This window comes from Roseivivax sp., assembly GCF_054552075.1.
Genome location: NZ_JBTOLZ010000010.1, coordinates 55,135 through 76,397 on the forward strand (window position 1 = coordinate 55,135; position 21,263 = coordinate 76,397).

At 69.6% G+C, this 21,263-nt stretch carries 19 protein-coding genes; 11 read left to right on the forward strand and 8 right to left on the reverse strand.

The features are described 5' to 3' along the window. Window positions 1–43 precede the first annotated feature (43 nt). Entirely contained in the window at window positions 44–454 is a 411-nt protein-coding gene (locus ACX938_RS09735) for a hypothetical protein (RefSeq protein WP_459430896.1), read from the forward strand. Between the two features lie 129 nt (window positions 455–583). Here the strand turns inward: ACX938_RS09735 and ACX938_RS09740 are convergent, their stop codons facing one another. Continuing rightward, window positions 584–838: a hypothetical protein gene (locus ACX938_RS09740; protein WP_232753638.1), complete on the reverse strand. Its 255-nt coding sequence runs from the start codon at window positions 836–838 to the stop codon at window positions 584–586. A gap of 529 nt (window positions 839–1,367) precedes the next feature. Between ACX938_RS09740 and ACX938_RS09745 the strand changes: the two genes are divergently transcribed. Further along, complete coding sequence (locus tag ACX938_RS09745; RefSeq protein WP_459430897.1) at window positions 1,368–2,240, forward strand: aminoglycoside phosphotransferase family protein; 873 nt, start codon at window positions 1,368–1,370, stop codon at window positions 2,238–2,240. Between the two features lie 246 nt (window positions 2,241–2,486). Here ACX938_RS09745 and ACX938_RS09750 read toward each other — a convergent pair whose 3' ends face one another. Beyond that, window positions 2,487–2,855, reverse strand: coding sequence for an HIT domain-containing protein (locus tag ACX938_RS09750; protein WP_232753636.1), 369 nt, complete (start codon window positions 2,853–2,855; stop codon window positions 2,487–2,489). An 8-nt stretch (window positions 2,856–2,863) separates the two neighbouring features. Next, window positions 2,864–4,441 carry a DUF5928 domain-containing protein gene (locus tag ACX938_RS09755; protein ID WP_459430898.1) on the reverse strand — a complete coding sequence of 526 codons (1,578 nt, stop codon included), beginning with the start codon at window positions 4,439–4,441 and terminating at the stop codon, window positions 2,864–2,866. A gap of 143 nt (window positions 4,442–4,584) precedes the next feature. Here ACX938_RS09755 and ACX938_RS09760 point away from each other — a divergent pair, with 143 nt between their 5' ends. Further along, window positions 4,585–5,403 carry a sulfotransferase family protein gene (locus tag ACX938_RS09760; RefSeq protein WP_232753634.1) on the forward strand — a complete coding sequence of 273 codons (819 nt, stop codon included), beginning with the start codon at window positions 4,585–4,587 and terminating at the stop codon, window positions 5,401–5,403. Between the two features lie 546 nt (window positions 5,404–5,949). On the opposite strand, the gene ACX938_RS09765 is transcribed toward ACX938_RS09760, so the two are convergent. Beyond that, window positions 5,950–6,735: a hydroxypyruvate isomerase family protein gene (locus ACX938_RS09765; protein ID WP_232753633.1), complete on the reverse strand. Its 786-nt coding sequence runs from the start codon at window positions 6,733–6,735 to the stop codon at window positions 5,950–5,952. Between the two features lie 45 nt (window positions 6,736–6,780). After that, window positions 6,781–7,386 carry a DUF1285 domain-containing protein gene (locus ACX938_RS09770; RefSeq protein WP_459430899.1) on the reverse strand — a complete coding sequence of 202 codons (606 nt, stop codon included), beginning with the start codon at window positions 7,384–7,386 and terminating at the stop codon, window positions 6,781–6,783. 54 nt (window positions 7,387–7,440) lie between these two features. On the opposite strand from ACX938_RS09770, the gene ACX938_RS09775 reads away from it, so the two are divergent. From ACX938_RS09775 to ACX938_RS09790, 4 genes are read left to right on the forward strand one after another with little or no spacing between them, the layout of a single operon-like run. Continuing rightward, window positions 7,441–8,448, forward strand: coding sequence for an AAA family ATPase (locus ACX938_RS09775; protein WP_459430900.1), 1,008 nt, complete (start codon window positions 7,441–7,443; stop codon window positions 8,446–8,448). Further along, a complete protein-coding gene (locus ACX938_RS09780) occupies window positions 8,445–9,320 on the forward strand; it encodes a DUF58 domain-containing protein (protein ID WP_232753630.1) in 876 nt (291 codons plus the stop codon). Before ACX938_RS09775 ends, ACX938_RS09780 begins: the two co-directional genes overlap by 4 nt. Then, entirely contained in the window at window positions 9,317–12,097 is a 2,781-nt protein-coding gene (locus ACX938_RS09785; RefSeq protein ID WP_459430901.1) for a DUF4159 domain-containing protein, read from the forward strand. Before ACX938_RS09780 ends, ACX938_RS09785 begins: the two co-directional genes overlap by 4 nt. Then, window positions 12,094–14,136: a hypothetical protein gene (locus ACX938_RS09790; RefSeq protein WP_459430902.1), complete on the forward strand. Its 2,043-nt coding sequence runs from the start codon at window positions 12,094–12,096 to the stop codon at window positions 14,134–14,136. The genes ACX938_RS09785 and ACX938_RS09790 overlap by 4 nt, the downstream gene beginning before the upstream one ends. A 346-nt stretch (window positions 14,137–14,482) precedes the next feature. Here the strand turns inward: ACX938_RS09790 and ACX938_RS09795 are convergent, their stop codons facing one another. The 3 genes from ACX938_RS09795 to ACX938_RS09805 are packed head-to-tail and all read right to left on the reverse strand — an operon-like array spanning window position 14,483 to window position 15,999. Further along, window positions 14,483–14,842 carry a hypothetical protein gene (locus ACX938_RS09795; RefSeq protein WP_459430903.1) on the reverse strand — a complete coding sequence of 120 codons (360 nt, stop codon included), beginning with the start codon at window positions 14,840–14,842 and terminating at the stop codon, window positions 14,483–14,485. A 36-nt stretch (window positions 14,843–14,878) separates the two neighbouring features. After that, a complete protein-coding gene (locus ACX938_RS09800) occupies window positions 14,879–15,589 on the reverse strand; it encodes a DUF599 domain-containing protein (protein WP_232753626.1) in 711 nt (236 codons plus the stop codon). After that, window positions 15,589–15,999: a CopD family protein gene (locus ACX938_RS09805; RefSeq protein ID WP_232753625.1), complete on the reverse strand. Its 411-nt coding sequence runs from the start codon at window positions 15,997–15,999 to the stop codon at window positions 15,589–15,591. The genes ACX938_RS09800 and ACX938_RS09805 overlap by 1 nt, the downstream gene beginning before the upstream one ends. Window positions 16,000–16,793: 794 nt before the next feature. Here ACX938_RS09805 and ACX938_RS09810 point away from each other — a divergent pair. The 4 genes from ACX938_RS09810 to glcF all read left to right on the forward strand — a co-directional run bounded on the left by ACX938_RS09810 (window position 16,794) and on the right by glcF (window position 21,157). Continuing rightward, complete coding sequence (locus ACX938_RS09810; protein WP_459430904.1) at window positions 16,794–18,242, forward strand: FAD-linked oxidase C-terminal domain-containing protein; 1,449 nt, start codon at window positions 16,794–16,796, stop codon at window positions 18,240–18,242. Between the two features lie 61 nt (window positions 18,243–18,303). After that, complete coding sequence (locus ACX938_RS09815) at window positions 18,304–19,410, forward strand: FAD-binding protein (RefSeq protein WP_459430905.1); 1,107 nt, start codon at window positions 18,304–18,306, stop codon at window positions 19,408–19,410. After that, complete coding sequence (locus ACX938_RS09820; protein ID WP_459430906.1) at window positions 19,407–19,745, forward strand: hypothetical protein; 339 nt, start codon at window positions 19,407–19,409, stop codon at window positions 19,743–19,745. The genes ACX938_RS09815 and ACX938_RS09820 overlap by 4 nt, the downstream gene beginning before the upstream one ends. Before the next feature lie 20 nt (window positions 19,746–19,765). Further along, complete coding sequence (gene glcF, locus ACX938_RS09825) at window positions 19,766–21,157, forward strand: glycolate oxidase subunit GlcF (RefSeq protein WP_459430907.1); 1,392 nt, start codon at window positions 19,766–19,768, stop codon at window positions 21,155–21,157. Window positions 21,158–21,263: the final 106 nt, after the last annotated feature.

The window sequence follows — 21,263 nt, forward strand, 5'->3', positions numbered from 1 at the left end:
TACGAGCATGCTATCCCTAAAAGGTATTGCTGCGGCAATTGCATTGACTTGCCTGGCGGCCACCACGACCGCTGCCAACACCGGCTCGAACGGGCAGGTGCTGCTGATCGGCCGCGACAACGGCGGCAGCGTCGTTGAATACGCGCAGCGGGTCGCCCGGGCGCGCAACCAGCAGACGCTTGTCGCCTTCAACGGCCCCTGCGCCTCGGCCTGCACGCTGTTCCTGTCGCTGAGCCCCTCTCAGACCTGCATCGCCCCCGGCGCCTCCTTTCATTTCCACCGTGCTTTCGGCGCCCGCAGCGACATGAACAAATGGGGCACGGACTACCTCGTGAAACGCTACCCCGCCTGGGTGCGTCAGTGGATTTCCCAGCAGGGCGGCCTTTCCTCCCGTCTGAAGCGCATGGATTATTCCTATGCCGCGCAATACCTCCGGCCCTGCCGGACCGCGTAAGCCCCGCGCCGCACTGCAGAGCCACGCACGACTGCCATCAGGACTACCGCTCAAAGATTGAGAAGACGTGAAGATGTCCGGCGCAATATCGCCGGACATGGAACCGCAGCGCGTTCCGTGCGCCCGAGGTCAATAAGGCGAGGTGGCCTGGGCCAGCGGACTCCCACCCAAAAGATCGACCAGGAAGGGAATGCAGGGATCGTCCGGATCGAGCTCCAGCAGGTTTTCAAGCTCGTTCAAGAGAATTCCGCGATCGTCGATTTCGAGATAGGTCTCGCATCTGTCCCGCAATTCGATGGCTTCCTGGGCCAAGGCCGAGTCCGGCAGGCCGATCCTTGTCGACATGGCGGCCAAAGCTGCAACAACGCTTAGCTTACTACGCATACATCACCCTCCCCGAGGCGCCGAATGAACGTATTGAGCACCGGGCGTTCCAACGTGCGCTGTTCGGTTTTCAGGTGGCAGTCTCTGTCCCGAGCCGTGCAGCGTCCCGTAACAAAGATTAATTTGCCCAATTTTTGCCCAAATTTCAACGGTTTTCCCCGTATCGCCGCCATAATTGGAAGGTGAAGGGAGTGAATTGTCTATATGCGGGGTGATTTTCTGAGAGCTGCGCTAAATACGCGGTTTTACCCCCGCCCAAATTGCGGCGAAAACATGTCACGCAATATCGCCCATAGCGCCTAAAGCGTGCTTTCCGACTGCGCTGATCGCCTTTAAGGACGATTCCGCGTGAGCTCCGCAACCCGGCTTTCTCTTCCCGCCCCAATTGCGACTCCGACCCCCATTTTACAGAAAACTCGCAATGGGCGAATCACCTCACATCAATTCCCGGCTGAATTGCGCATCCCACCCACCACCACCTAAAAGCGAATTCTCTGGCATTTCACGCGGTCTCGGATAGCCTTGCCTCATGGCAAGGGATCTCGAAGAGTCCAACATTGCGCAGATTCTGGCGGAATGGGACCTGACGTTGAAAGCCGCGGGCCCCTCGCGGTCGCGGGCGCAGATCTACGAGGTCGCGCAGGCGGACGGCGCCCCGGCGATCCTCAAGGTCTACCACGCGGGCACGCCGGGCTACGAGGCCGAGGCCCCGGAGCTTCTGGCGGTCATGGCGGGCCACCGCTGCGTCCGGCTCCTGCGCGCCTCCGAGAAGGCCCTGCTTCTCGAACATCTCGACGGCGCGCTCCTGACCCATATCGTCGAGCGCGGAGGGGATGCGGAGGCCACCGAGATCATCATCGACGTCGCCGAGGCGATCCGCGCGCGCCGCCGGGCCTTTACCCCGCAGCGCCGCCTCGACAAGCGCTTCAGCGCCATGTTCATGGCCGATCCGGCCGCCAGCGCGGTGCTCTCGAATGCCCCCTTCAAGACCGCGCTCGGCATCGCGACGGCGGCGCTCGACCGCGACGCGCGCGGCGACAGGGGCATGCTGCACGGCGACCTGCACCACACCAATATCATCGGCGCGCCGCGCCACTGGTGCACCATCGACCCCTTGCCGCTATTCGGCGAGCCCGAGGCCGAATACGCACTCGCCCTCTCCAACCCCAGCCACATGCCGCGCATCGCGAACGACCCGAACCGCCAGATCCGCATGGCGGAGCGCATCCACGCCCGCACCGGCCTGAACCCAAGCCGCGTCCTCTCCTGGGGCGTCACCTTCGCCGCCAACAAGCTCGCGATGGACATCCTCGCGCGGCCCGAGGACAGCGAGCAGCACCAGAAGACCGAAACGCGCTTGTCGAGCCTTTTGGACGCCTACGAAAGAGTGCCGAGGGGCTGACAAAAGGCAGAGCCTCGGATCAGGCGCAGGCACGGAGCGGCCCGGCCCGCACCCCGCTTCTCCCCCCCCAAGAAAATCAAAGGCCCGCCATTCGCGCCGCCCCCTCACCCCCGGCGCGCCAAACCCCCAGGCTTGACCGGGCCAAAAATACCTCCCGCCGGAGGCACACCCGAGGCCGGGGCCGCAAGGCCCCGGACGAGACACCAAGCGCGGGCGGCCCCGCCGCCCGCTCCGCTCAGCAAAACCTCACGCCCGGGCCAGCATCCGCCCCAGCGGCCGCCCGGCGAGGATGTGGACGTGCAGATGCGGCACCTCCTGCACCCCGTCGCGGCCGGCGTTGGCGATCATCCGGAAGCCGTCGGCCTCGAGGCCCGCCATCCGGCAGACGGCACCGATGGCGCGGGTGTAATCGACGATCTCCTCGTCCGAGGCCTCCTGGGCGAAATGGTCGTAGGAGACGTAATGCCCCTTGGGGATCACCAGCACATGGGTCGGCGCCTGGGGCTGGATGTCGCGGAAGGCCAGGCTGTGCTTGGTCTCGAGCACGGTGTCATTGGGAATCTCCCCGCGCAGGATCTTGGCGAAGATGTTCTGGTCGTCGTAGTCGAATGCCATCGGGGTCCTCAGTCAGCGAAAAGAAAATCGGTGCGGGCGATGTCGATCGCCGTGTCGCGCCCGAGCGAGAGGAAGGCGGCCAGCGCCTCGGCATTGGCCTCCGGCGTCTCGCCCTCGCGGATGCGCAGGTAGTTCGGGAACTCCGCGTCACGGATGCGGTCGCTCTCGTGCAGGATGTCGTTGCGCACGGTCGGCAGGAGCCGGGCCAGCGTCTCGGGCGGGGTGCGGTCGCCGGCGAGGCCGACGCGCATCGCATGGCCGGTGAGGTAGTCGTCGGAGAAGTGGCAGTCCACCTCGAGGATCCGGGTCACCGCCCGGTCACGGCAGAAATCCTCGAGCAGGTCGATGCTCACCGGGTCGAGGCAGACCAGCATGCGCTCGGTCTCGTAGTAGTCGTAGAGCATCCGCATCAGCGCCCGGCGGTGGCGGTGGCGCTTGACCATGGTCGACTGGATGCCGCCGAGGTCCGGCAGGGCGGTGTTCTCCTCGTTGAAGAGATATTCGATGCAGGGAATGTTGGTCATCTGCCGGATGCGTTCGAGCAGCCGCTTGGCGACATGCCATTTCTTGCAGACCACGATCAGCAGTTCGCGCTCGCGGCCGAGCGTGCTTTCCGTCTCCCAGAAGCGGGGGGCGAAGCGCCGGCCGATGCGGCCCTTGGCGGTCAGGAAATCGAAGAGCTGCCGGCCCTCGTTGGAGATCTCGAAGCGCACCCCTTCGGAGGAATAAAGCACCCCCAGCCGCCGCTTGAGGTCATGCGCCTCGGGGCTGACCTTGCGCGCGAAGAGGAAATCCTGGCTCAAGAGCACGTCGTAGTGATCGTTGTGGAAGGTCACCGGCATGCCGTAATCGGTGAACATCAGGAAGGTGAGCGTCCGGCTCTCGATCTCGCGTTCGGGCACGAGGTGGCGCACCAGCGTCTGGAAGAAGGTCTCATCGGGGATCCAGGTGGTGCGGAAGAAGGAGACCACGTCGGGCCGCTTGCGAATGAAGTCGAGCAGCCAGTCGACGGTGCGGCGGCGCAGGCACCACCATTGGCTGCCGATCATCACGTCGATGTCTGCGGGGATCTTGCGGGTCAGCCCGAGCCGCTTCTGCAGCTCGAACATCGCGTAGAAAAGCCGTTTCTGGGTGCGTTCGTTGAACCAGTGGCGGTAGATCAGCCGCTCCTCGCGCCAGCCGGTCTTGATCCAGTCGGACTCGAAATAATCGAAGCTCTCGATGTAATCGACGTCGCGCCGGTCGAGGAAGTCATGCGCGTATTCGGCGGATTTGATCGCCATGCAATCGCCCGAGAGCATGTAGAAATGCGTGGCGCGGGGGAAGGCCTCGACCGCGGCGGTCAGCGCCTCGAGGGTGGCGGCGACGAGGCTCCATTCGCCCCAGCCGCAGCGCTGGCGCTTCCTGGCGAAGACCACATTGGGGTTCTCGGAGAGTTCCTCGCGGATGCGGCGGTAATCCTCGGGGTCGGCGCTGCGGTCGAAATGGATCGCGATGTAATCGCCCACCGCCGTCAGCGACCGCGCCTGGCGGATGATCGCCGCGGGGTCCTTGTGGCATAGCAGGATGAAGGCGACCTTGGCCATTTACAGGTACGACACGCCCATGTTTTTGCCCCGATATTCCGGTGATACCCTAAACGAAGATTGAATGAACCCGATTTGTTTGCTTGTTTGGCGCGAAGACCGCGCGGGACGCAAGCGCGGGGGGTGAGGGGCAGAAAGACAAGATGGGGTTTCCCGGGACCTGGATGACCGAGAGCGAGAGCGTCGTCTATCGCGTCGTGCCGAAATGCGCCTGTTCGACGATCGGTCAGATCCTCTATTACTCGGATCACGGCAGCTTCTACGACGGCGACATCCACGATGCCCGTGGCGGCATGCACAAATGGGCGCTCGAGGACAGCCAGCCGAAGATCCGCGCCAACGTGAAGACCCGCTCGGCCTATGCCTTCACCTGCGTGCGCAATCCCTACAGCCGCATCCTCTCGTCCTTCTTCGACAAGATCTGCGGCATCCAGCGCAACGGCAAACGCTACCGCGGCAACCTGGTGCCGCTCCTGATCCAGAAATACGGCATCGAGGTCGGCGGCGAGGACGGCACCGAGGAATTCGACCAGGTGCGCTCGTTCCGGCGGTTCCTGCTCTTTGCCCGCGACACCATCCGCTGGCGCCGCCCGATGGAGCCCGACATCCACTGGTCGGCCATGTCGGGGCACATCTCGACCTTCATCGTGAACGGCGGGCGCTACAACAAGATCTTCTGGACCGAGCGCTTCAATCCCGGGATGCAGGAGGTACTCGACGCGATCGAGACGCCGCATCCGGTGGTGCTGGGCGAGGTGCCGCGCTTCAACGAGAGCGAGGGCCACGGTCCGAAGCGCGCGCATCCGGTCGAGGATTACTTCGACGACCTCTCGATGCATCTGGTCTACGAGATCTACAAGCGCGACTTCGAGCTGTTCAAATACGATTTCGAGAACCCGGCGAACAAGCAGCCCGTGGGCGAGATCGACCTGGACGAGGTGCATGCGAAGCTGGGGGATTGAGGTTGGGCGCGGTTGGTCGGGCCGGTGGATTAAGCTCGGTGCCTCCCGGCGGTTGGCTCAAGGCCTCCCGACTCGCAAAATCACCCTACCTCCAACCCAATCGCACCCACGGCCCCCACACGCCCACTTGCGCCCGAATAGCACCGAAGGTGCCGGGCGCGCGCCGGACCGGCCCGATGGGCCGGCGCTCTTGCGGGCGAAGAGCATAACTCCCCTCTAGCCCTGACCTTGCATGGATAAAGCGCCTCGTTCGCCGGTCAGCAGCGCCGGCCCCCGGTCCGCCGCGCGCCCTCTGTTGCGAGGGGTGGAAGGGGGCATCTGGCACCGGTTGGGCGACTGGCCTTACGTTGTGCATGATGGCGACCGGAGCAGTCCACGGACTGAAGGCGTTAGCGATGCGGGGACCAGAAGCGCGCTCGTGCGCCGTGCCTCACTGTCAGCATGTCCGACCCGGGTCACGCCGCGCGCCGTCCCCTGCACTGTCAGGCAAACGACCTCAGCGCAGCGCCCTGCTCCACCAACCTCTCACCCATCACCCAGCCAACCTCACGCCCGGACCGGCGCGCGGTCCCCGGCGTTGTCGCCCATCCGGCGGCGGAGCGCGGGGAGCCAGCCGTAGCCCGCCCCGCTGTCGAGGTATTCCGCGCTGACCCAGCCGTCGTAGCCCGAGGCCGCGATGGCCTCGTAGAGCGCCGCCTCCACCGGGTCGTCGGGATCGGGCGCGCCGCGCGCGCCGAGCCCCGCGATCTGCACATGGCCCACCCGGCCCGCGTGCCGGGCCCAGACCGCGCGGGCGTCGCCGTGGATGCGCTTGGCGTGCCAGGTGTCGAACTGCAGCGCCAGGTTCGGCAGGCCGATGCGGTCGATGATCTCACCGGCCTGGTCGAAATCGTTGAGGAAATAGCCCGGCATGTCGCCGGCGTTCAGCGGCTCGATCAGGATGGTGATCTCGGGCACCGCGAGGCAGGCGGCGCGCAGGTTGGCCTCGAAGCGCTCGCGCGCCCGGGTGCCGGTGGACTTGCCGGCCATGACGTGAATGCGGCCCACGCCCAGCGCCTCGGCGTAGTCGATCGCGCGCTGCATGTCCGAGGCGAACTGCGCCAGCTCCCCGGGCACCGCGGCGCGGCCGCGGGCGCCGTCCTCCCAGTCATCGACCGGCGTGTTGATCAGCACCAGGGGCATGGCGCCCCGCACGTCGCCCATCTCGCCGGGCGAGAGCGCATAGGGAAAAAGACATTCCAGCCCGTCGAAACCGGCCTTGCGGGCACTGTCGGCGCGCGCGGCCAGCGGCACGCCGAAGTGCAGGAGGGAGATATTGGCTGCGATCTTCATCTCCCTCAGCCTAGCACGATTACGTGATCTGTCGCGGATCGCGCGTCATTCGGGCAGCTCCGAGGCCGGGATGATCGGGAAGAACTCGCCGCCCGAGCGCACGCCGAACCACTCCTGCCCGTCATGCGGGCCGGTGTGACCCAGGTCCACCAGCCGGTAGAAGGACTTGCGGTCGATCAGCGCCTCGAGGTTGCGGCGGATCAGGACATAGGGCGCGGGCTCGCCGGTCTCGGGGTCGCGCTCGACCCGGATCGGATGCGCGGGGCCTGCGCTCGCGCGGTCGTCGACATGGGTGAGGAAGGTCAGCACCTGGTCGGGGCCGGGGCTGTGCACCTCGAAGTCGACGGCCACGAAGGGCGCATCCTCGACCTTTATGCCGACCTTCTCGACCGGGGTGACGAGGAAGTAATCCTCGCCCTCCTTCTTCAGGATCGAGGAAAAGAGCTTCACCAGCCCGCGCCGCCCGATCGGGGTGCCGAGGTAGAACCAGGTGCCGTCCCGGGCGATCTTCATGTCGAGGTCGCCGCAGAAGGGCGGATCCCACTTCTCGACCGGCGGCAGACCACGGTGTTTGCCTGCGGCCTTGGCCGAGGCGGCGATCCCCTCCGCGGAGGGTGTCACGCGATTTTGTGAGGACATTGCTTTTGCCATTTCCGTGCCGAAAGATACTCTCTTTTCATGATAGCCGGAACGAGGAGCAATGCCATGGCCGACGCCGAAGACCTTGTGGGCGAGATCGAATCGCTCGAGGCGAAACTGGCCGAGGCCAAGACCGCGATCACCCGGCGCTTCATCGGCCAGGAGCGGGTCGTCGACCTGACGCTGGCCGCACTTCTCTGCGGCGGGCACGCGCTGCTGATCGGCCTGCCGGGGCTTGGCAAGACGCGGCTCGTGGAGACGCTCTCGACCGTGATGGGGCTTGCGGGCAACCGCGTGCAGTTCACCCCGGACCTGATGCCGGCGGATATCCTCGGCTCCGAGGTGCTGGAGACCGGCGCCGACGGCAGCCGCGCCTTCAAGTTCATTCCCGGCCCGATCTTCTGCCAGCTGCTGATGGCCGACGAGATCAACCGCGCCAGCCCGCGCACCCAGTCGGCGCTGCTGCAGGCGATGCAGGAAAAGGCGGTGACCGTGGCGGGCGAGACCCGCGCGCTCGAGGCGCCCTTCCACGTCCTGGCCACCCAGAACCCGATCGAGCAGGAGGGCACCTACCCGCTGCCCGAAGCGCAGCTCGACCGCTTCCTGGTGCAGGTCGACGTGGCCTATCCCGAGCGCGGCACCGAAAAGGACATCCTCCTGGCCACCACCGGCGCCGAGGAGGCCGAGGCCTACCAGGTCTTCGACGGCCCCACGCTGATCGCCGCCCAGCAGCTTCTGCGGCGGATGCCCGTGGGCGACACGGTGGTCGAGACGATCCTCGACCTGGTGCGCGCCTTCCGGCCCTCGGACCCCTCGGCCCCCGAGCGGGTGCGCGAGGTGGTGGCCTGGGGCCCCGGCCCGCGCGCCGCCCAGGCGCTGATGCTGACCGTGCGCGCCCGGGCGCTCCTGCAGGGGCGGCTCGCGCCCTCCATGGAGGATGTCGTGGCGCTGGCCCGGCCGGTCCTGGTGCACCGCATGGCGCTGACCTTCTCGGCCCGGGCCCGGGGCGAGGATCTGGGCGCGCTCATCGAAGAGATCGCCGACGGGCTGCTCAGGTCCGAGGCCGCGGCTTGACGCCGGAACTTGCCCTCCGCGCCCGCGCCGAGGGTGAGGCGGCCCGGCTGCCGCCGCTCCTGGCGCGCGCCGAACAGCTCGCGGGCACCGTGCTTCTGGGCGAACACGGCCGCCGCCGCGCGGGCTTGGGCGACGACTTCTGGCAATACCGCCCGCTGATGCCGGGCGACAACTACCGCGCCATCGACTGGCGCCGCTCGGCGCGCAGCGACAGCCAGTTCGTGAAGGACCGCGAGTGGCAGATCGCGCAAAGCGTCATGCTCTGGGTCGACCGCGCCGCCTCGATGCGCTTCGCCTCCGAGCCCAGGCTGCCCGAGAAGGCCGACCGCGCGCGGCTCCTGGGGCTGGCGGTGGCGATCCTGCTCAGCCGCGCGGGCGAGAGGGTCGGGCTCACCGGCTTCACCCTGCCGCCCCGGCGCGGCGCGGCGCAGCTTCTGCGGCTGGCGGAGTTCTTCTCGGACGCCGAGGCCGAGGATTACGCCACCCCCGAGGCGCGCGGCATGATCCCCCACGCCCGGGCGATCTTCGTCTCGGACTTCCTGGGCGATTTCGACGGCATCGAGGCGGCGCTGGCCAAGGCCGCCGACCGCGGCGTGCGCGGGGTGCTCCTGCAGGTGCTCGACCCCGCCGAGGAGGCCTTTCCCTACCGCGGCCGCACGATCTTCCAGTCCGTCGGCGGCAGCATGGCCCATGAGACGCTGAAGGCCACCGACCTCAAGGCGCGCTACCTCGAGCGGCTGGCCGAACGGAAGGACCGGCTCGACTACCTCGCGCGGGTCACCGGCTGGCAATACAGCTGCCACCACACCTCCGAGACGGCGCAAAGCGCGCTGCTCTGGCTCTGGCGGGCGCTCGACGGGGGGCATGGATGACGCTCTTCGGGCTGATCGGATTCACCACGCCCTGGCTTCTCCTGGGCCTCGCCGCGCTGCCGGTGCTCTGGCTGATCCTGCGCGCGGTGCCGCCCGCGCCGATCCGCCGGCGCTTCCCGGGGGTGGTGCTGCTCCTGGGTCTGAAGGACGACGAACAGGTCAGCGACCGCACGCCCTGGTGGCTGCTGCTGCTGCGGATGCTGGCGGTCGCGGCGGTGATCACCGGGCTCGCCGGGCCGGTCCTCAACCCCGAGGACGAGGGCCCGGCGCGCGGTTCCGCGCCGCTTCTGGTGGTGCTCGACGGCAGCTGGGCCTCGGCCCAGACCTGGCGGGCGAAGATGACCGCGCTCGACGGGCTCCTCGCCGAGGCCGGACGCGAGGATCGCCCCGCCGCGATCCTGAACCTCGCCCGCCCCGAGGCGGCAGCCTTCCAGTCGAGCCAGACCCTGCGCAACCGCATCTCGGGGCTCGCCCCCGAACCCTGGGAGCCCGATGCCGCCCGCACCGAGGCCGCTCTGGATGCCCTGCCCGAGGGCGCGTTCGACAGCTACTGGTTCTCGGACGGGATCGACCGCGAGGCCCGGGCGCCGATGCTTCAGGCCCTGGAGGACCGCGGCGCCGTCACCGTCTTCGAAAGCCCCGCGCCGGTCTACGCGCTGGAGCCCGCCCGCTTCGAGGATGGCGCGGTGGCCCTGACCCTGCACCGGCTGCGCGCCTCGGGCGAGAGGGAGGTCGGCGTGGTGGCCCAGGGCCGCGACCCGGCGGGCAATCCCGCCGCCCTTGCCCGGCTGCCGCTGCGTTTCGAGGAAGGCGCGACCCGCGCCGAGGGCGCCCTTGCGCTGCCCGCCGAGCTGCGCGCGCGGATCGACCGCTTCGAGGTCGAGGCCACCTCTTCGGCCGGGGCGGTGACCCTGCCCGACGACAGCCTGCGCCGCCGCGAGGTCGCGCTGATCGCCGGCACCGAGAACCGCGAGGGGCTCGAGCTGCTCTCGCCGCTGCACTACCTCGAACGGGCGCTGGCGCCGACCGCCGACCTGCTCGACGGCGGGCTGCTCGAGGTGCTGCCCGCCAATCCCGACGTGATCGTCCTGGCCGATGTGGCGACCCTCTCGCCCGCCGAGAAGGAGGCGCTGACCGCCTGGGTCGACAAGGGCGGGATGCTCCTGCGCTTCGCCGGCCCGCGGCTCGCGGCCAGCGAGGTCAGCCGCGCCGCCGAGGATGCGCTGATGCCGGTGCGCCTGCGCGCCGGCGGCCGCACCGTCGGCGGCGCGATGAGCTGGGGCGAGCCCAAGACGCTGGCCCCCTTCGACGCCGAAAGCCCGTTTTTCGGGCTGGAAGTCCCCGAGGAGGTCACCGTCAACGCCCAGGTCATGGCCCAGCCCGACCCGACGCTGGCCAGCCGGGTGATCGCCCAGCTCACCGACGGCACGCCGCTCGTCACCCGCAAGCGCGAGGGCCAGGGGCAGGTGGTGCTGTTCCATGTCACCGCCAATGCCGAATGGTCGACGCTGCCGCTCTCGGGGCTTTTCGTCGAGATGCTGGAGCGGCTGGCGGTCTCCTCGATGCCCGCGCAGCCCGAGGCGGGCGACCTCGAGGGCACGACCTGGCAGCCGGTGCGGGTGCTCGACGCCTTCGGGGGGCTCGGCGTGGCCGAGAACCTGCCCGGCGTCGCGGGCCCGGCGCTGGTCGGCGACGCGTTGGGCCCCGAGCTGCGCCCCGGGCTCTACCAGGGCGAGGAGCGCAGCCTGGCGCGCAATGTCACCCCGCGCGAGGCCGCGCTGACCCCCGCCGCCTGGCCGGAGCGCGTGCCCGTCGAAGGGCTCGACCGGCCCGAGGAGACACCGCTGGCCGGGCCGCTCCTGGCGCTGGCGCTGGTGCTTCTGGTCGCCGACGTGCTGGCGGCGCTGGCGCTTTCGGGGCGGCTTCTGCCGGCGCGGGCCGCGGCGCTCATCCTCGCGGCGCTGATGCTGCCCGGCGCCGAGGCGCGGGCGCAATCCTCCGAGCCCCCGGCCGCCGACCGCCCCGCCTTCGCCAGCGATGTCACCGCCGAGGTCACCCTGGCCCATGTGCTGACCGGCGACGCTGCGGTCGACCGGGTCGCCCGCGCGGGCCTCGAAGGGCTGTCGGAGACGCTGTTCTTCCGCACCTCGGTCGAGCCCGGCCCGCCCGTGGGCGTCGACCTCGAGGAAGACGAGCTGGCCTTTTTCCCGATGCTCTACTGGCCGGTGACCGAGGGCCAGGCCCTGCCCTCGCCCGCGGCCTACGCGAAGCTCAACGAATACCTGCGCTCGGGCGGGCTGATCCTCTTCGACACCCGCGACGCCGACATCGCGAGCTTCGGCGCCTCCTCGCCCAACGGCCGCAAGCTGCAGGAGCTGGCCGGGCCGCTCGACGTGCCGCCGCTGGAGCCGGTGCCCGAGGACCACGTGCTGACCCGCACCTTCTACCTGCTGCAGGACTTCCCCGGGCGCTACGTCAGCCGCGACGTCTGGGTCGAGGCCGCCCCGCCCGACGCCGAACAGATCGAGGGCATGCCCTTCCGCAACCTCAACGACAATGTCACCCCGGTGGTGATCGGCGGCAACGACTGGGCCTCGGCCTGGGCGGTGGACGAGAGCGGCCAGCCGCTGCGCCCGATCGGCCGCGGCTTCGCCGGTGAGCGCCAGCGCGAGATCGCCTATCGCTTCGGCGTGAACCTCGTGATGCATGTGCTGACCGGCAACTACAAATCCGACCAGGTGCATGTGCCCGCCCTTCTCGACAGGCTTGGCCAATGATCGACGGCATCCTCTTCGACCCGCTCCTGCCCTGGGCCGCGATCGCGGTGCTGGGCGCCCTGGCGCTGGCGGGGGCCGCGCTGGCGCTCTGGCGCGGGCTCGCGGGCTGGGGGCTCCGGGCGCTGGCGCTCCTGGTGCTGGTGGCGGCGCTGACCCAGCCTTCGCTCCAGGACGAGGACCGCGCGCCGCTGTCGGACATCGTGATCCTGCTCGAGGACCGCTCCGCCTCCCAGCAGCTCGCGGACCGCGCCGAGGTCACCGAAACGGCGCTCGACACGCTCGAGACGCAGCTCGCCGCCCGGCCCAACACCGAGGTCCGCCGGGTCGAGATCGGCGACGGCGCCGAGGACCAGGGCACGCTTCTGATGACCGCGCTCAACACCGCGCTGGCCGAAGAGCCGCGCGGCCGCATCGCGGGCATCATCGCCGCCTCGGACGGGCGGCTGCACGACATCGACCGCGCGCCCGAGCTGCCCGCGCCGATGCACCTGCTTCTGACCGGCCAGGAAGACGACTGGGACCGGCGACTGGTGGTCAAGAACGCCCCGGCCTTCGCCATCCTCGACGAGCCCGTCACCCTGACGCTGCGGCTCGAGGACGAGGGCGCCGCGCCCGAGGCCGCGACGGTGCCGCTCGACATCTCGGTCGACGGCGGCGATCCGCAGCGGTTCACCGTGCCCGTCGGCGAGGACATCGACCTGCCGATCACCCTGCCCCACGGCGGGCTGAACGTGATCCGCTTCTCCACCCCCGAGGGCGCGGGCGAGCTGACCGACCGCAACAACGCCGCGCTGGTGCAGATCAACGGCGTGCGCGACCGGCTGCGGGTGCTGCTGGTCTCGGGCGAGCCCCATGCCGGGGGGCGCACCTGGCGCAACCTTCTGAAGTCCGACAGCTCGGTCGACCTGGTGCATTTCACCATCCTGCGCCCGCCCGAGAAGCAGGACGGCGTGCCGGTCAACGAGCTCTCGCTGATCGCCTTCCCGACGCGGGAGCTGTTTCTCGACAAGATCGAGGATTTCGACCTGATCATCTTCGACCGCTACAAGCGGCGCGGCATCCTGCCGGCGATCTACCTCGACAACGTGCGAAACTATGTCGAGGAGGGCGGCGCGGTGCTGATCTCGGCGGGGCCGGATTTTGCCTCGGCCGACAGCATTTTCCGCTCGCCCCTGGGCGAGATCGTGCCCGCCACGCCCACCGCCCGCGTCATCGAGGAACGCTTTCGCCCGACGATCACCGACCTCGGTGACCGCCACCCGGTGACCGCGGGCCTCTCGGGCGAGGAGACCTGGGGCCGCTGGCTGCGCCAGATCGAGGTCGAGGCGCTGTCCTCGGGCGAGACGCTGATGGCCGGGGTGGGCGAGCGCCCGCTCCTGGTGCTCGACCGGGTGGGCGAGGGGCGGATCGCGCTCATGGCCTCGGACCAGGCCTGGCTCTGGTCGCGCGGCTACGAGGGCGGCGGCCCGCAGCTCGAACTGCTGCGTCGCCTCGCACATTGGATGATGAAGGAGCCCGAGCTCGAGGAAGAGACGCTCTTCGCCGAGGCGACCGGCCAGACCATGCGGATCACCCGCCGCACGCTCGGCGACAGCGTCGGCCCGGTGACCGTGACCCGGCCCGACGGCGAGACCGAGGAGGTGCCGCTGGAAGAGGTGGCGCCGGGCCGGTTCGAGGCGCTCTACGACGGGCCGGAGATCGGGCTCTACCGCCTGGCCGAGGGCGAGGAGGAGGCCGTGGTCGGCCTTGGCCCCGCCGCGCCGCGCGAGTTCGAGCGGACCATCGCCTCGGGCGCCGCGCTGGAAGGGTTGATCGACAGCCGCGAGGGCGGGGTGCTGCGCCTCGCCGAGGGCCTGCCGCGCATTCGCGAGGTCGCCGAGGGCCGCCCCGCCGCGGGCCGCGGATGGATCGGGATTACCCCGCGTGAGGCCTTCGAAACGCTGGACCTGCGCAGCGTGCCGCTCCTGCCCGCCTGGCTGACGCTGCTGCTCGCCGCCGCGCTGATCGTGGGCGCCTGGCTGCGGGAGGGGCGGCGGTAAGGGGGGCTGCGGAGGAGCGGCTAGGTGCCTGGAACGCCGATCTCAAGGCTGAATGTGTAGCGCTCATCTTGCGACTTGGCGCTTGGAACCGCCAGCGCAGCCTGGTGCGGAGGGCGCGCGCCGGACCGGGGGCCGGCGCTGCTGACCTCTGAGCGGTGCGCTTAATGGCAGCAAGGTCAGGACTAGCTGCGAACTTAACACGCCGCCAACAAGAGCGCCGGCCCAAGGGGCCGGTCCGGCGCGCGCCCGGCATCTGCGATGCTATTCGGGCGCAAGGTGGGCGCGGGTTTCTGCTTATGTGCGGAAGAACGAATGCAGCGCGGCGTTAAGCCAAGCGCCCGCCGCCTCACAACTCCGGCCGCACCTTCAGCGTCAGCCGTTCCTCACCCCAGCCATGCACATTGCAATGCGCGCGGATGTAGACCGTCCAGACCCCGTCGGGGATCATCACCGAGTTCAGGGACCGGGTGAAGGGCTGCTCGGTCACATGCGGATGGTGCAGCACGCGGGTGTCCAGCGGCTCCCCGGCCTCGGTCTCGACCCGCCAGGCGTCGGCGTAATGGTCCCAGCCGGTGTCGGGATGCGCCAGCGTCACCGAGACGCGCCAGTCCATGCCGCTTTTCTCGATCGCGGCATCGCGGATTTCCGGGGGGCCGGCCAGGGCGGGCGGGGCGATCAGGGCAAGAAGCGCGAGAAGTCGTGTCATGCTCCGGCTCCTAGCATCCCCATGCTGAAACCGGGCTCATTTTTCCGTGTCTTGCGGCAGGTTGCGCAGCAGGATCTCGCGGCTTTCCGAGCGGAACTCGCGGCGCAGGATCACCGCCAGCGTGGCCAGGCTCGCCAGGATCAGCGCCGCCGCCCCGATCAGCCAGGCCGCCGAGGCGATGCCGAAATAGACCGCCCGGAGCCCGCGGTTGAAGCTGCGCGCCGCGGTGACATTGACCTCGCCCGCCTGCCGCGCCCGGTCGAGCGCCAGCGGATCGGCGGGATCGTTCGGCACCGCCGCCATGAGCACCGCGCAATAGCCGAAAAGCCGATGCGACCAGACGAAGTTCAGAAAGGCGTTCACCACGATCAGCAGCATCAGGATGATCTTTACCTCCCAGACGATCACCGGGTCGGCCCCGAGCGAGAGGTCCGAGGCGATGCCGCGCAGCCGGTCGACATTGCCCACAAGCGCCAGCCCGCCGCCGATGGCGATCATCGTGGCCGAGGCGAAGAAGGCCGTGCCCTGGCGCATGATGCCGACGATCTGGCTGTCGAAGATGCGCGGGTCGCGGCTGACGAAATGCACCATCCAGGCGCGCCGGTAGGCAGCCATCAGGAGCGAGGTCGAGGGGCGGCGCGCGGGCGGGCGCTCGATGATGCGGCCGCTGCCGAGCCAGGCCAGCCCCAGGACGATCAGCGCCGTGGCGTCGAGCAGGGTGAAGAGGCTGTCGAGCGTATCGGCCATCAGACCGGCTTGGCCACGACGACCCAGAGGACCGCGATCACCAGGAGCACGCTGAGCTCGTTGAAGATCCGCAGGAAGCGGTCGCTCTCGGAGAAGGTGCCGCGCCGGGCGCGCAGCACCAGCCGCCCGGTCCAGCCGTAATGCGCGACCAGCCCCGCGACGAGCGCCAGCTTCCACCAGACCCAGCCGGGCATGCCCAAGAGCCCCGCCAGCCAGAAGCCGGTGATGAGCGCGATGACACCAAGCCCCGCCGAGAAGCGGTAGAGCCGGATCGTCAGGTCGCCCAGCGGGCCGAACTCGCCCAGCCGCGCGTGCTCGCGCTTCCAGAAGATCAGCGCCCGGGGCACCGCGAAGATGGAGGTCATCCAGCCCATCACGCAGAGCAGATGTATGATCTTGATCCAGGTCATGGGACTCCTCTGCGGCAAGCCCGCGCCTCGCGCAAGGGGGTTGGGGGGTTGAAGGGGGAGGCGGAGGGGGGTGTTGGCTGGCTTTTGGGGGTGATGAGTTGAGGTTTTGGAAGGAGCCTTGCGGCTGGTCGGTTGCGGCGGGCTGGCGCGGAGCGGCGCGCCGTTCCGAGGGGGGGGGTCTTTGTCGAGTGCATCTTCCCTTCCACCCGTCACCCGCCACCCTCTCAACCAGCCCCATCAGAGGGCGCGCGCCGGACCGGGGGTCGGCGCTGCCGACCTCCGAGCGAGGCGCTTTATCCCAACAAGGTCAGGACTGGCTGTGAGCAATACGCACCACCCACAAGAGCGCCGGCCCAAGGGGCCGGTCCGGCGCGCGCCCGGCATCTTCGATGCTATTCGGGCGCAAGGAGGCGCTCTATTCCTGCCGGGTGCGGGTAGATCGCCGGGAAATCACGGGGCGTCTTCGTTGCATCGCGTGCGCTGCTTCTGAGAAAGGCATCTGGACCCGCGCAACACCCCGCCACCCTCTCAACCAGCCCCGCCCGGCACCTTCGGTGCTGTTCGGGCGCAAAAGGGGTGCGCGTTTGGATGTGGGGTTCTCAGGGCGGCGGGGCTTGGGCAACCATTGCAGCGTCATGGCCCTGCGCCAGCCAATGCCGCGTGCTGCCTCGATGCGGCTGCCGTCAGAACCTCACCCCCCTCCCCCCGGGCGTCTCGCCGCACTCCCGGGGTGAGTGCTGGCATTAACCCTTTCCATGCTAGATAGTGACGCCACGACAAGGGGAGGTTCCCGCATGGAGATGCCGACACCGGACCGCAGCGTCCTGTCCCGCAAGGAAGAGATCGTCGCGCGGTTGCGCGCCGTCCTGCCGGCCGAGGCGGTGATCGACGCGCTCTCGGAGACGCGCGCCTATGAATGCGACGCGCTGACGGCCTATCGCTGCCCGCCGCTCGCGGCGGTGCTGCCCGCCTCGACCGAGGAAGTCTCGGCGGTCCTCAAGGTCTGCCACGAGATGGGCGTGCCGGTGGTGCCGCGCGGCTCGGGCACCTCGCTCGCGGGCGGCGCGCTGCCCACGGCGGACTGCGTGATCCTGGGCGTCGCGCGGATGAACGAGGTGCTCGAGACCGACTACGAGAACCGCTTCATCCGGCTCCAGACCGGGCGCACCAACCTCTCCGTCACCGGCGCCGTCGAGGAGGAGGACTTCTTCTACGCCCCCGACCCCTCCTCGCAGCTCGCCTGCGCCATCGCGGGCAATATCGCGATGAACTCCGGCGGGGCGCATTGCCTGAAATACGGGGTGACGACCAACAACCTCCTGGGCGTCACCATGGTGCTCATGGACGGCAGCGTGGTGGAGATCGGCGGCGCGCATCTCGACGCCGGCGGGCTCGACCTCCTGGGCGTGATCTGCGGCTCCGAGGGGCAGCTCGGCGTGGTCACCGAGGCCACGCTGCGGATCCTGCGCAACCCCGAGGGCGCGCGGCCGGTGCTCATGGGCTTCGCCTCGAACGAGGTCGCGGGCGCCTGCGTCTCGGACATCATCAAGGCCGGCGTCCTGCCGGTGGCGATCGAATTCATGGACCGGCCCTGCATCCGCGCCTGCGAAGCCTTCGCCAAGGCCGGCTACCCCGATTGCGAGGCGCTGCTGATCGTCGAGGTCGAGGGATCGGAGCCCGAGATCGACCACCAGCTCGGGCTGATCACCAAGATCGCCCGCCGCCACGACCCGGTCGAACTGCGCGAGGCCCGCGACGCCGAGGAGGCCGGGCGCATCTGGCTCGGCCGGAAATCGGCCTTCGGCGCCATGGGGCAGATCAACGACTACATGTGCCTCGACGGCACGATCCCGGTCTCGGAACTGCCGCGCGTGCTGACCCGGATCGGCGAGATGTCCAAGGACTACGGCCTCGAGGTCGCCAATGTCTTCCACGCCGGCGACGGCAACATGCACCCGCTGATCCTGTTCAACGCCAACGAGCCGGGCGAGCTGGAGAAATGCGAGGCGCTCGGCGCCGACATCCTGCGGCTCTGCGTCGAGGTCGGCGGCTGCCTGACCGGCGAACACGGCGTCGGCATCGAGAAGCGCGACCTGATGACCGCGCAATACGATCCCACCGATCTCGAGGCGCAGATGGCGGTGAAGGATGTCTTCGACCCCGCCTGGCTTCTGAACCCCGCGAAGGTCTTTCCGCTGGCGGTCTCGGAGGCCCGGCGGTCGGTGCCGATCGCGGCCGAGTAGCGCGGGCCAGCCCCGGCAGCCCACCAACTATTTTCGCCAGGATGAAGGAACAGCAGGGCAGATGAGACCGGCAAGCGAGGAAGAGCTGAGCGCGGCGATCCGCGCGGCGACGGAGCCCCTGGCGGTGCGCGGCGGCGGCACGCGGTCGGCCCCGCCCGAGGGCCCGGTGATCGAAACCGGCGCCCTGACCGGCATCCGGCTCTACGAGCCCGGCGCGCTGACCCTCGTCGCGGGGGCAGGCACGCCGCTCTCCGAGGTCGAGACGGCGCTGGCCCGCGAGGGCCAGCGGCTGGCCTTCGAGCCGATGGATCACCGCCCGCTCCTCGGCACCACGGGCGAACCGACGCTGGGCGGCGTGGCGGCGGCCAATGTCTCGGGGCCCCGGCGCATCCAGGCGGGCGCCGCGCGGGATTTCCTCCTGGGCGTGCGCTTCGTCGACGGCGCGGGCCAGATCGTCAAGAACGGCGGGCGGGTGATGAAGAACGTCACCGGCTACGACCTGGTGAAGCTTCTGGCCGGCAGCCGCGGGCGGCTCGGCGTCCTGACCGAGGTGGCGCTGAAGGTGCTGCCGGTGCCCGAGACCAGCGCCACGCTGGTGCTGACCGGGCTCGACGACCAGGGCGCGGTGGCCGCCATGTCCCGCGCGCTCGGCTCGCCCTACGAGGTCTCGGGCGCGGCGCATCTGCCCGACCGCGGCGCCTGCTGCCTGCGAATCGAGGGTTTCGAAAGCTCGGTGGCCTACCGGCTGAAGGCTCTGGCCGCGCTCTTCCCCGAGGCAGGCCAGGAGACGCAGACCGACCCCGAGGCCAGCGCCGCGCTCTGGCGCGAGATCCGCGACGCCCAGCCCCTGGCCGAGGCCGAGGGCGACGTCTGGCGGCTCTCGGTCAAGCCGAGCGACGGACCGGAAGTGGCCCGGCGGCTGGGCGCAAAGGCACATTTCTACGACTGGGGCGGCGGGCTGGTCTGGGCGGCGCTCCGGGCGGGCGAAGACCCCCGCCCGGCGCTCTCGGGCCTCGGCGGCCACGCGACGCTGGTGCGCGCGGCCCCGGGCGGCCCGGCCCGCCCGCCGGCCTTGCACCCCGAACCCGAGCCCTTGGCCGCGCTCAGCCGGGGCATCGCCGCGAAGTTCGACCCGCGCGGCATCTTCGCCCAGGCCGAGGCCGCATGAGCGCCGAGATGGCCTTGGCCTTCGCGCTCTGCTTCGGCGCGGGGCCGCTTCTCTACGTTCTGGCGCTGCGCACGCCGCCCTCGCGGGTGAACCTCGCCGCGCTGGTGGTCGGCGCGCTGACCTTGGCGCTGGCGGGCATCACGCTTGGCCCGCTGCGGCCGCTGGCGGCGCTCATCTGCCTCTGGCTCGCCTGGATCGCCGCCCTGGCCTGCGCGACCACGGCGGCGCAGAAGCTCGCCGGCGGGCGCGGTTCGCGCTGGACCCGGCTTGGCGGCAGCCTCGCGACCACCCTGCCGTGGTTCGGCCTGGCCACGGCCCTGACCCTTTCGCCCTGACGCTCACCAGAAGGACAGACATGCAGACCCAGTTCCGCCCCGAGCAGTTGCAAGACCCCGATGTCGCGCGGTCGAACGAGATCCTGCGCGCCTGCGTGCATTGCGGCTTCTGCACGGCGACCTGCCCGACCTACCAGGTGCTGGGCGACGAACTCGATTCCCCTCGCGGCCGGATCTACCTGATCAAGGACATGCTCGAGAACGAGCGGGTGCCCGACGAGAAAACCGTCAAGCACATCGACCGCTGCCTCTCCTGCCTGGCCTGCATGACCACCTGTCCTTCGGGGGTGCATTACATGCACCTGGTCGACCACGCCCGCGCCTATATCGAGGAAACATACGAGCGCCCCTGGCGCGACCGCGCGCTGCGCTGGGTGCTGGCGCGGATCCTGCCCTACCCCAAGCGTTTCCGGCTGGCGCTGCTGGCCGCCAAGATCGGCCGGCCCTTCCGGGGGCTGATGCCCGACCCACGGCTGCGCGCCATGCTCGAGATGGCGCCCGACGTAATCCCGCCGGTCAGCCGCAACGACGACCCGCAGAGCTTTGCCGCCGCGGGCGCGCCCAAGATGCGCGTGGCGCTGATGACCGGCTGCGCGCAGAAGGCGCTCGATACCGACATCAACGACGCGACGATCCGGCTGCTGACCCGGCTCGGCGCCGAGGTGGTGGTGGCCGAGGGCATGGGCTGCTGCGGCGCGCTCACCCATCACATGGGCAAGAGCGACGAGGCCCATGACACCGCCGCGCGCAACATCGAGGCCTGGACCCGCGAGATCGAAGGCAAGGGGCTCGACGCCATCGTCATCAACACCTCGGGCTGCGGGACCACGGTCAAGGACTACGGCCACATGTTCCGCAACGGCCCGCTGGCCGACGAGGCCGCGAAGGTCTCGGCCATCGCCCGCGACGTCAGCGAGGTGCTCGTCGAGCTGATGCCCGAGGCGGCGCCCGCCCCCGGCGAGGCCAGCCCGCAGGAGGCCCGCGAGGGCATCGCCGGGCCCGACGCCGCGCCGGGCCGGGGCGTGCATGCGCCGCCGCGGGGCACGGGCGGCGGCGCGCTGCGGGTGGCCTATCACGCCGCCTGCTCGCTGCAGCACGGCCAGCAGATCAAGACGCATCCGAAGACGCTGCTGAAACGCGCGGGCTTCGAGGTGGTCGAACCGGCGGACAGCCATCTTTGCTGCGGCTCGGCGGGGACCTACAACCTGATGCAGCCCGAGATCTCCGGGCAGCTCAAGGCGCGCAAGGTCCGCACGCTGGAAGCCAAGTCACCCGAGGTCATCGCCGCGGGCAATATCGGCTGCATGATGCAGATCGGCTCGGGCACCGAGGTGCCGGTTGTCCATACGGTGGAGCTTCTGGACTGGGCGACCGGCGGGCCGAAGCCGCCGAAGCTGATGCGCGAGGCGTAAGGGGCGCGCCTTAAAGGCGACAGCTCGGCGGAGCACTCTGAGCCGACCACCGGACGGGCGCTGAGGCAGCGGCGCGACGCTCCACGCGCGCCCAGCCGCCCGCCTC

What these genes read in the sequence shown, in the direction of transcription:
- ACX938_RS09760 (WP_232753634.1), top strand. Translation starts at nt 4,585, where the DNA reads ATGGGGTTTCCCGGGACCTGGATGACCGAGAGCGAGAGCGTCGTCTAT.
- ACX938_RS09750 (WP_232753636.1), bottom strand. Translation starts at nt 2,855, where the DNA reads ATGGCATTCGACTACGACGACCAGAACATCTTCGCCAAGATCCTGCGC.
- ACX938_RS09775 (WP_459430900.1), top strand. Translation starts at nt 7,441, where the DNA reads ATGGCCGACGCCGAAGACCTTGTGGGCGAGATCGAATCGCTCGAGGCG.
- ACX938_RS09795 (WP_459430903.1), bottom strand. Translation starts at nt 14,842, where the DNA reads ATGACACGACTTCTCGCGCTTCTTGCCCTGATCGCCCCGCCCGCCCTG.
- glcF (WP_459430907.1), top strand. Translation starts at nt 19,766, where the DNA reads ATGCAGACCCAGTTCCGCCCCGAGCAGTTGCAAGACCCCGATGTCGCG.
- ACX938_RS09785 (WP_459430901.1), top strand. Translation starts at nt 9,317, where the DNA reads ATGACGCTCTTCGGGCTGATCGGATTCACCACGCCCTGGCTTCTCCTG.
- ACX938_RS09740 (WP_232753638.1), bottom strand. Translation starts at nt 838, where the DNA reads ATGCGTAGTAAGCTAAGCGTTGTTGCAGCTTTGGCCGCCATGTCGACA.
- ACX938_RS09770 (WP_459430899.1), bottom strand. Translation starts at nt 7,386, where the DNA reads ATGGCAAAAGCAATGTCCTCACAAAATCGCGTGACACCCTCCGCGGAG.
- ACX938_RS09755 (WP_459430898.1), bottom strand. Translation starts at nt 4,441, where the DNA reads ATGGCCAAGGTCGCCTTCATCCTGCTATGCCACAAGGACCCCGCGGCG.
- ACX938_RS09765 (WP_232753633.1), bottom strand. Translation starts at nt 6,735, where the DNA reads ATGAAGATCGCAGCCAATATCTCCCTCCTGCACTTCGGCGTGCCGCTG.
- ACX938_RS09805 (WP_232753625.1), bottom strand. Translation starts at nt 15,999, where the DNA reads ATGACCTGGATCAAGATCATACATCTGCTCTGCGTGATGGGCTGGATG.
- ACX938_RS09800 (WP_232753626.1), bottom strand. Translation starts at nt 15,589, where the DNA reads ATGGCCGATACGCTCGACAGCCTCTTCACCCTGCTCGACGCCACGGCG.
- ACX938_RS09790 (WP_459430902.1), top strand. Translation starts at nt 12,094, where the DNA reads ATGATCGACGGCATCCTCTTCGACCCGCTCCTGCCCTGGGCCGCGATC.
- ACX938_RS09745 (WP_459430897.1), top strand. Translation starts at nt 1,368, where the DNA reads ATGGCAAGGGATCTCGAAGAGTCCAACATTGCGCAGATTCTGGCGGAA.
- ACX938_RS09810 (WP_459430904.1), top strand. Translation starts at nt 16,794, where the DNA reads ATGGAGATGCCGACACCGGACCGCAGCGTCCTGTCCCGCAAGGAAGAG.
- ACX938_RS09820 (WP_459430906.1), top strand. Translation starts at nt 19,407, where the DNA reads ATGAGCGCCGAGATGGCCTTGGCCTTCGCGCTCTGCTTCGGCGCGGGG.
- ACX938_RS09815 (WP_459430905.1), top strand. Translation starts at nt 18,304, where the DNA reads ATGAGACCGGCAAGCGAGGAAGAGCTGAGCGCGGCGATCCGCGCGGCG.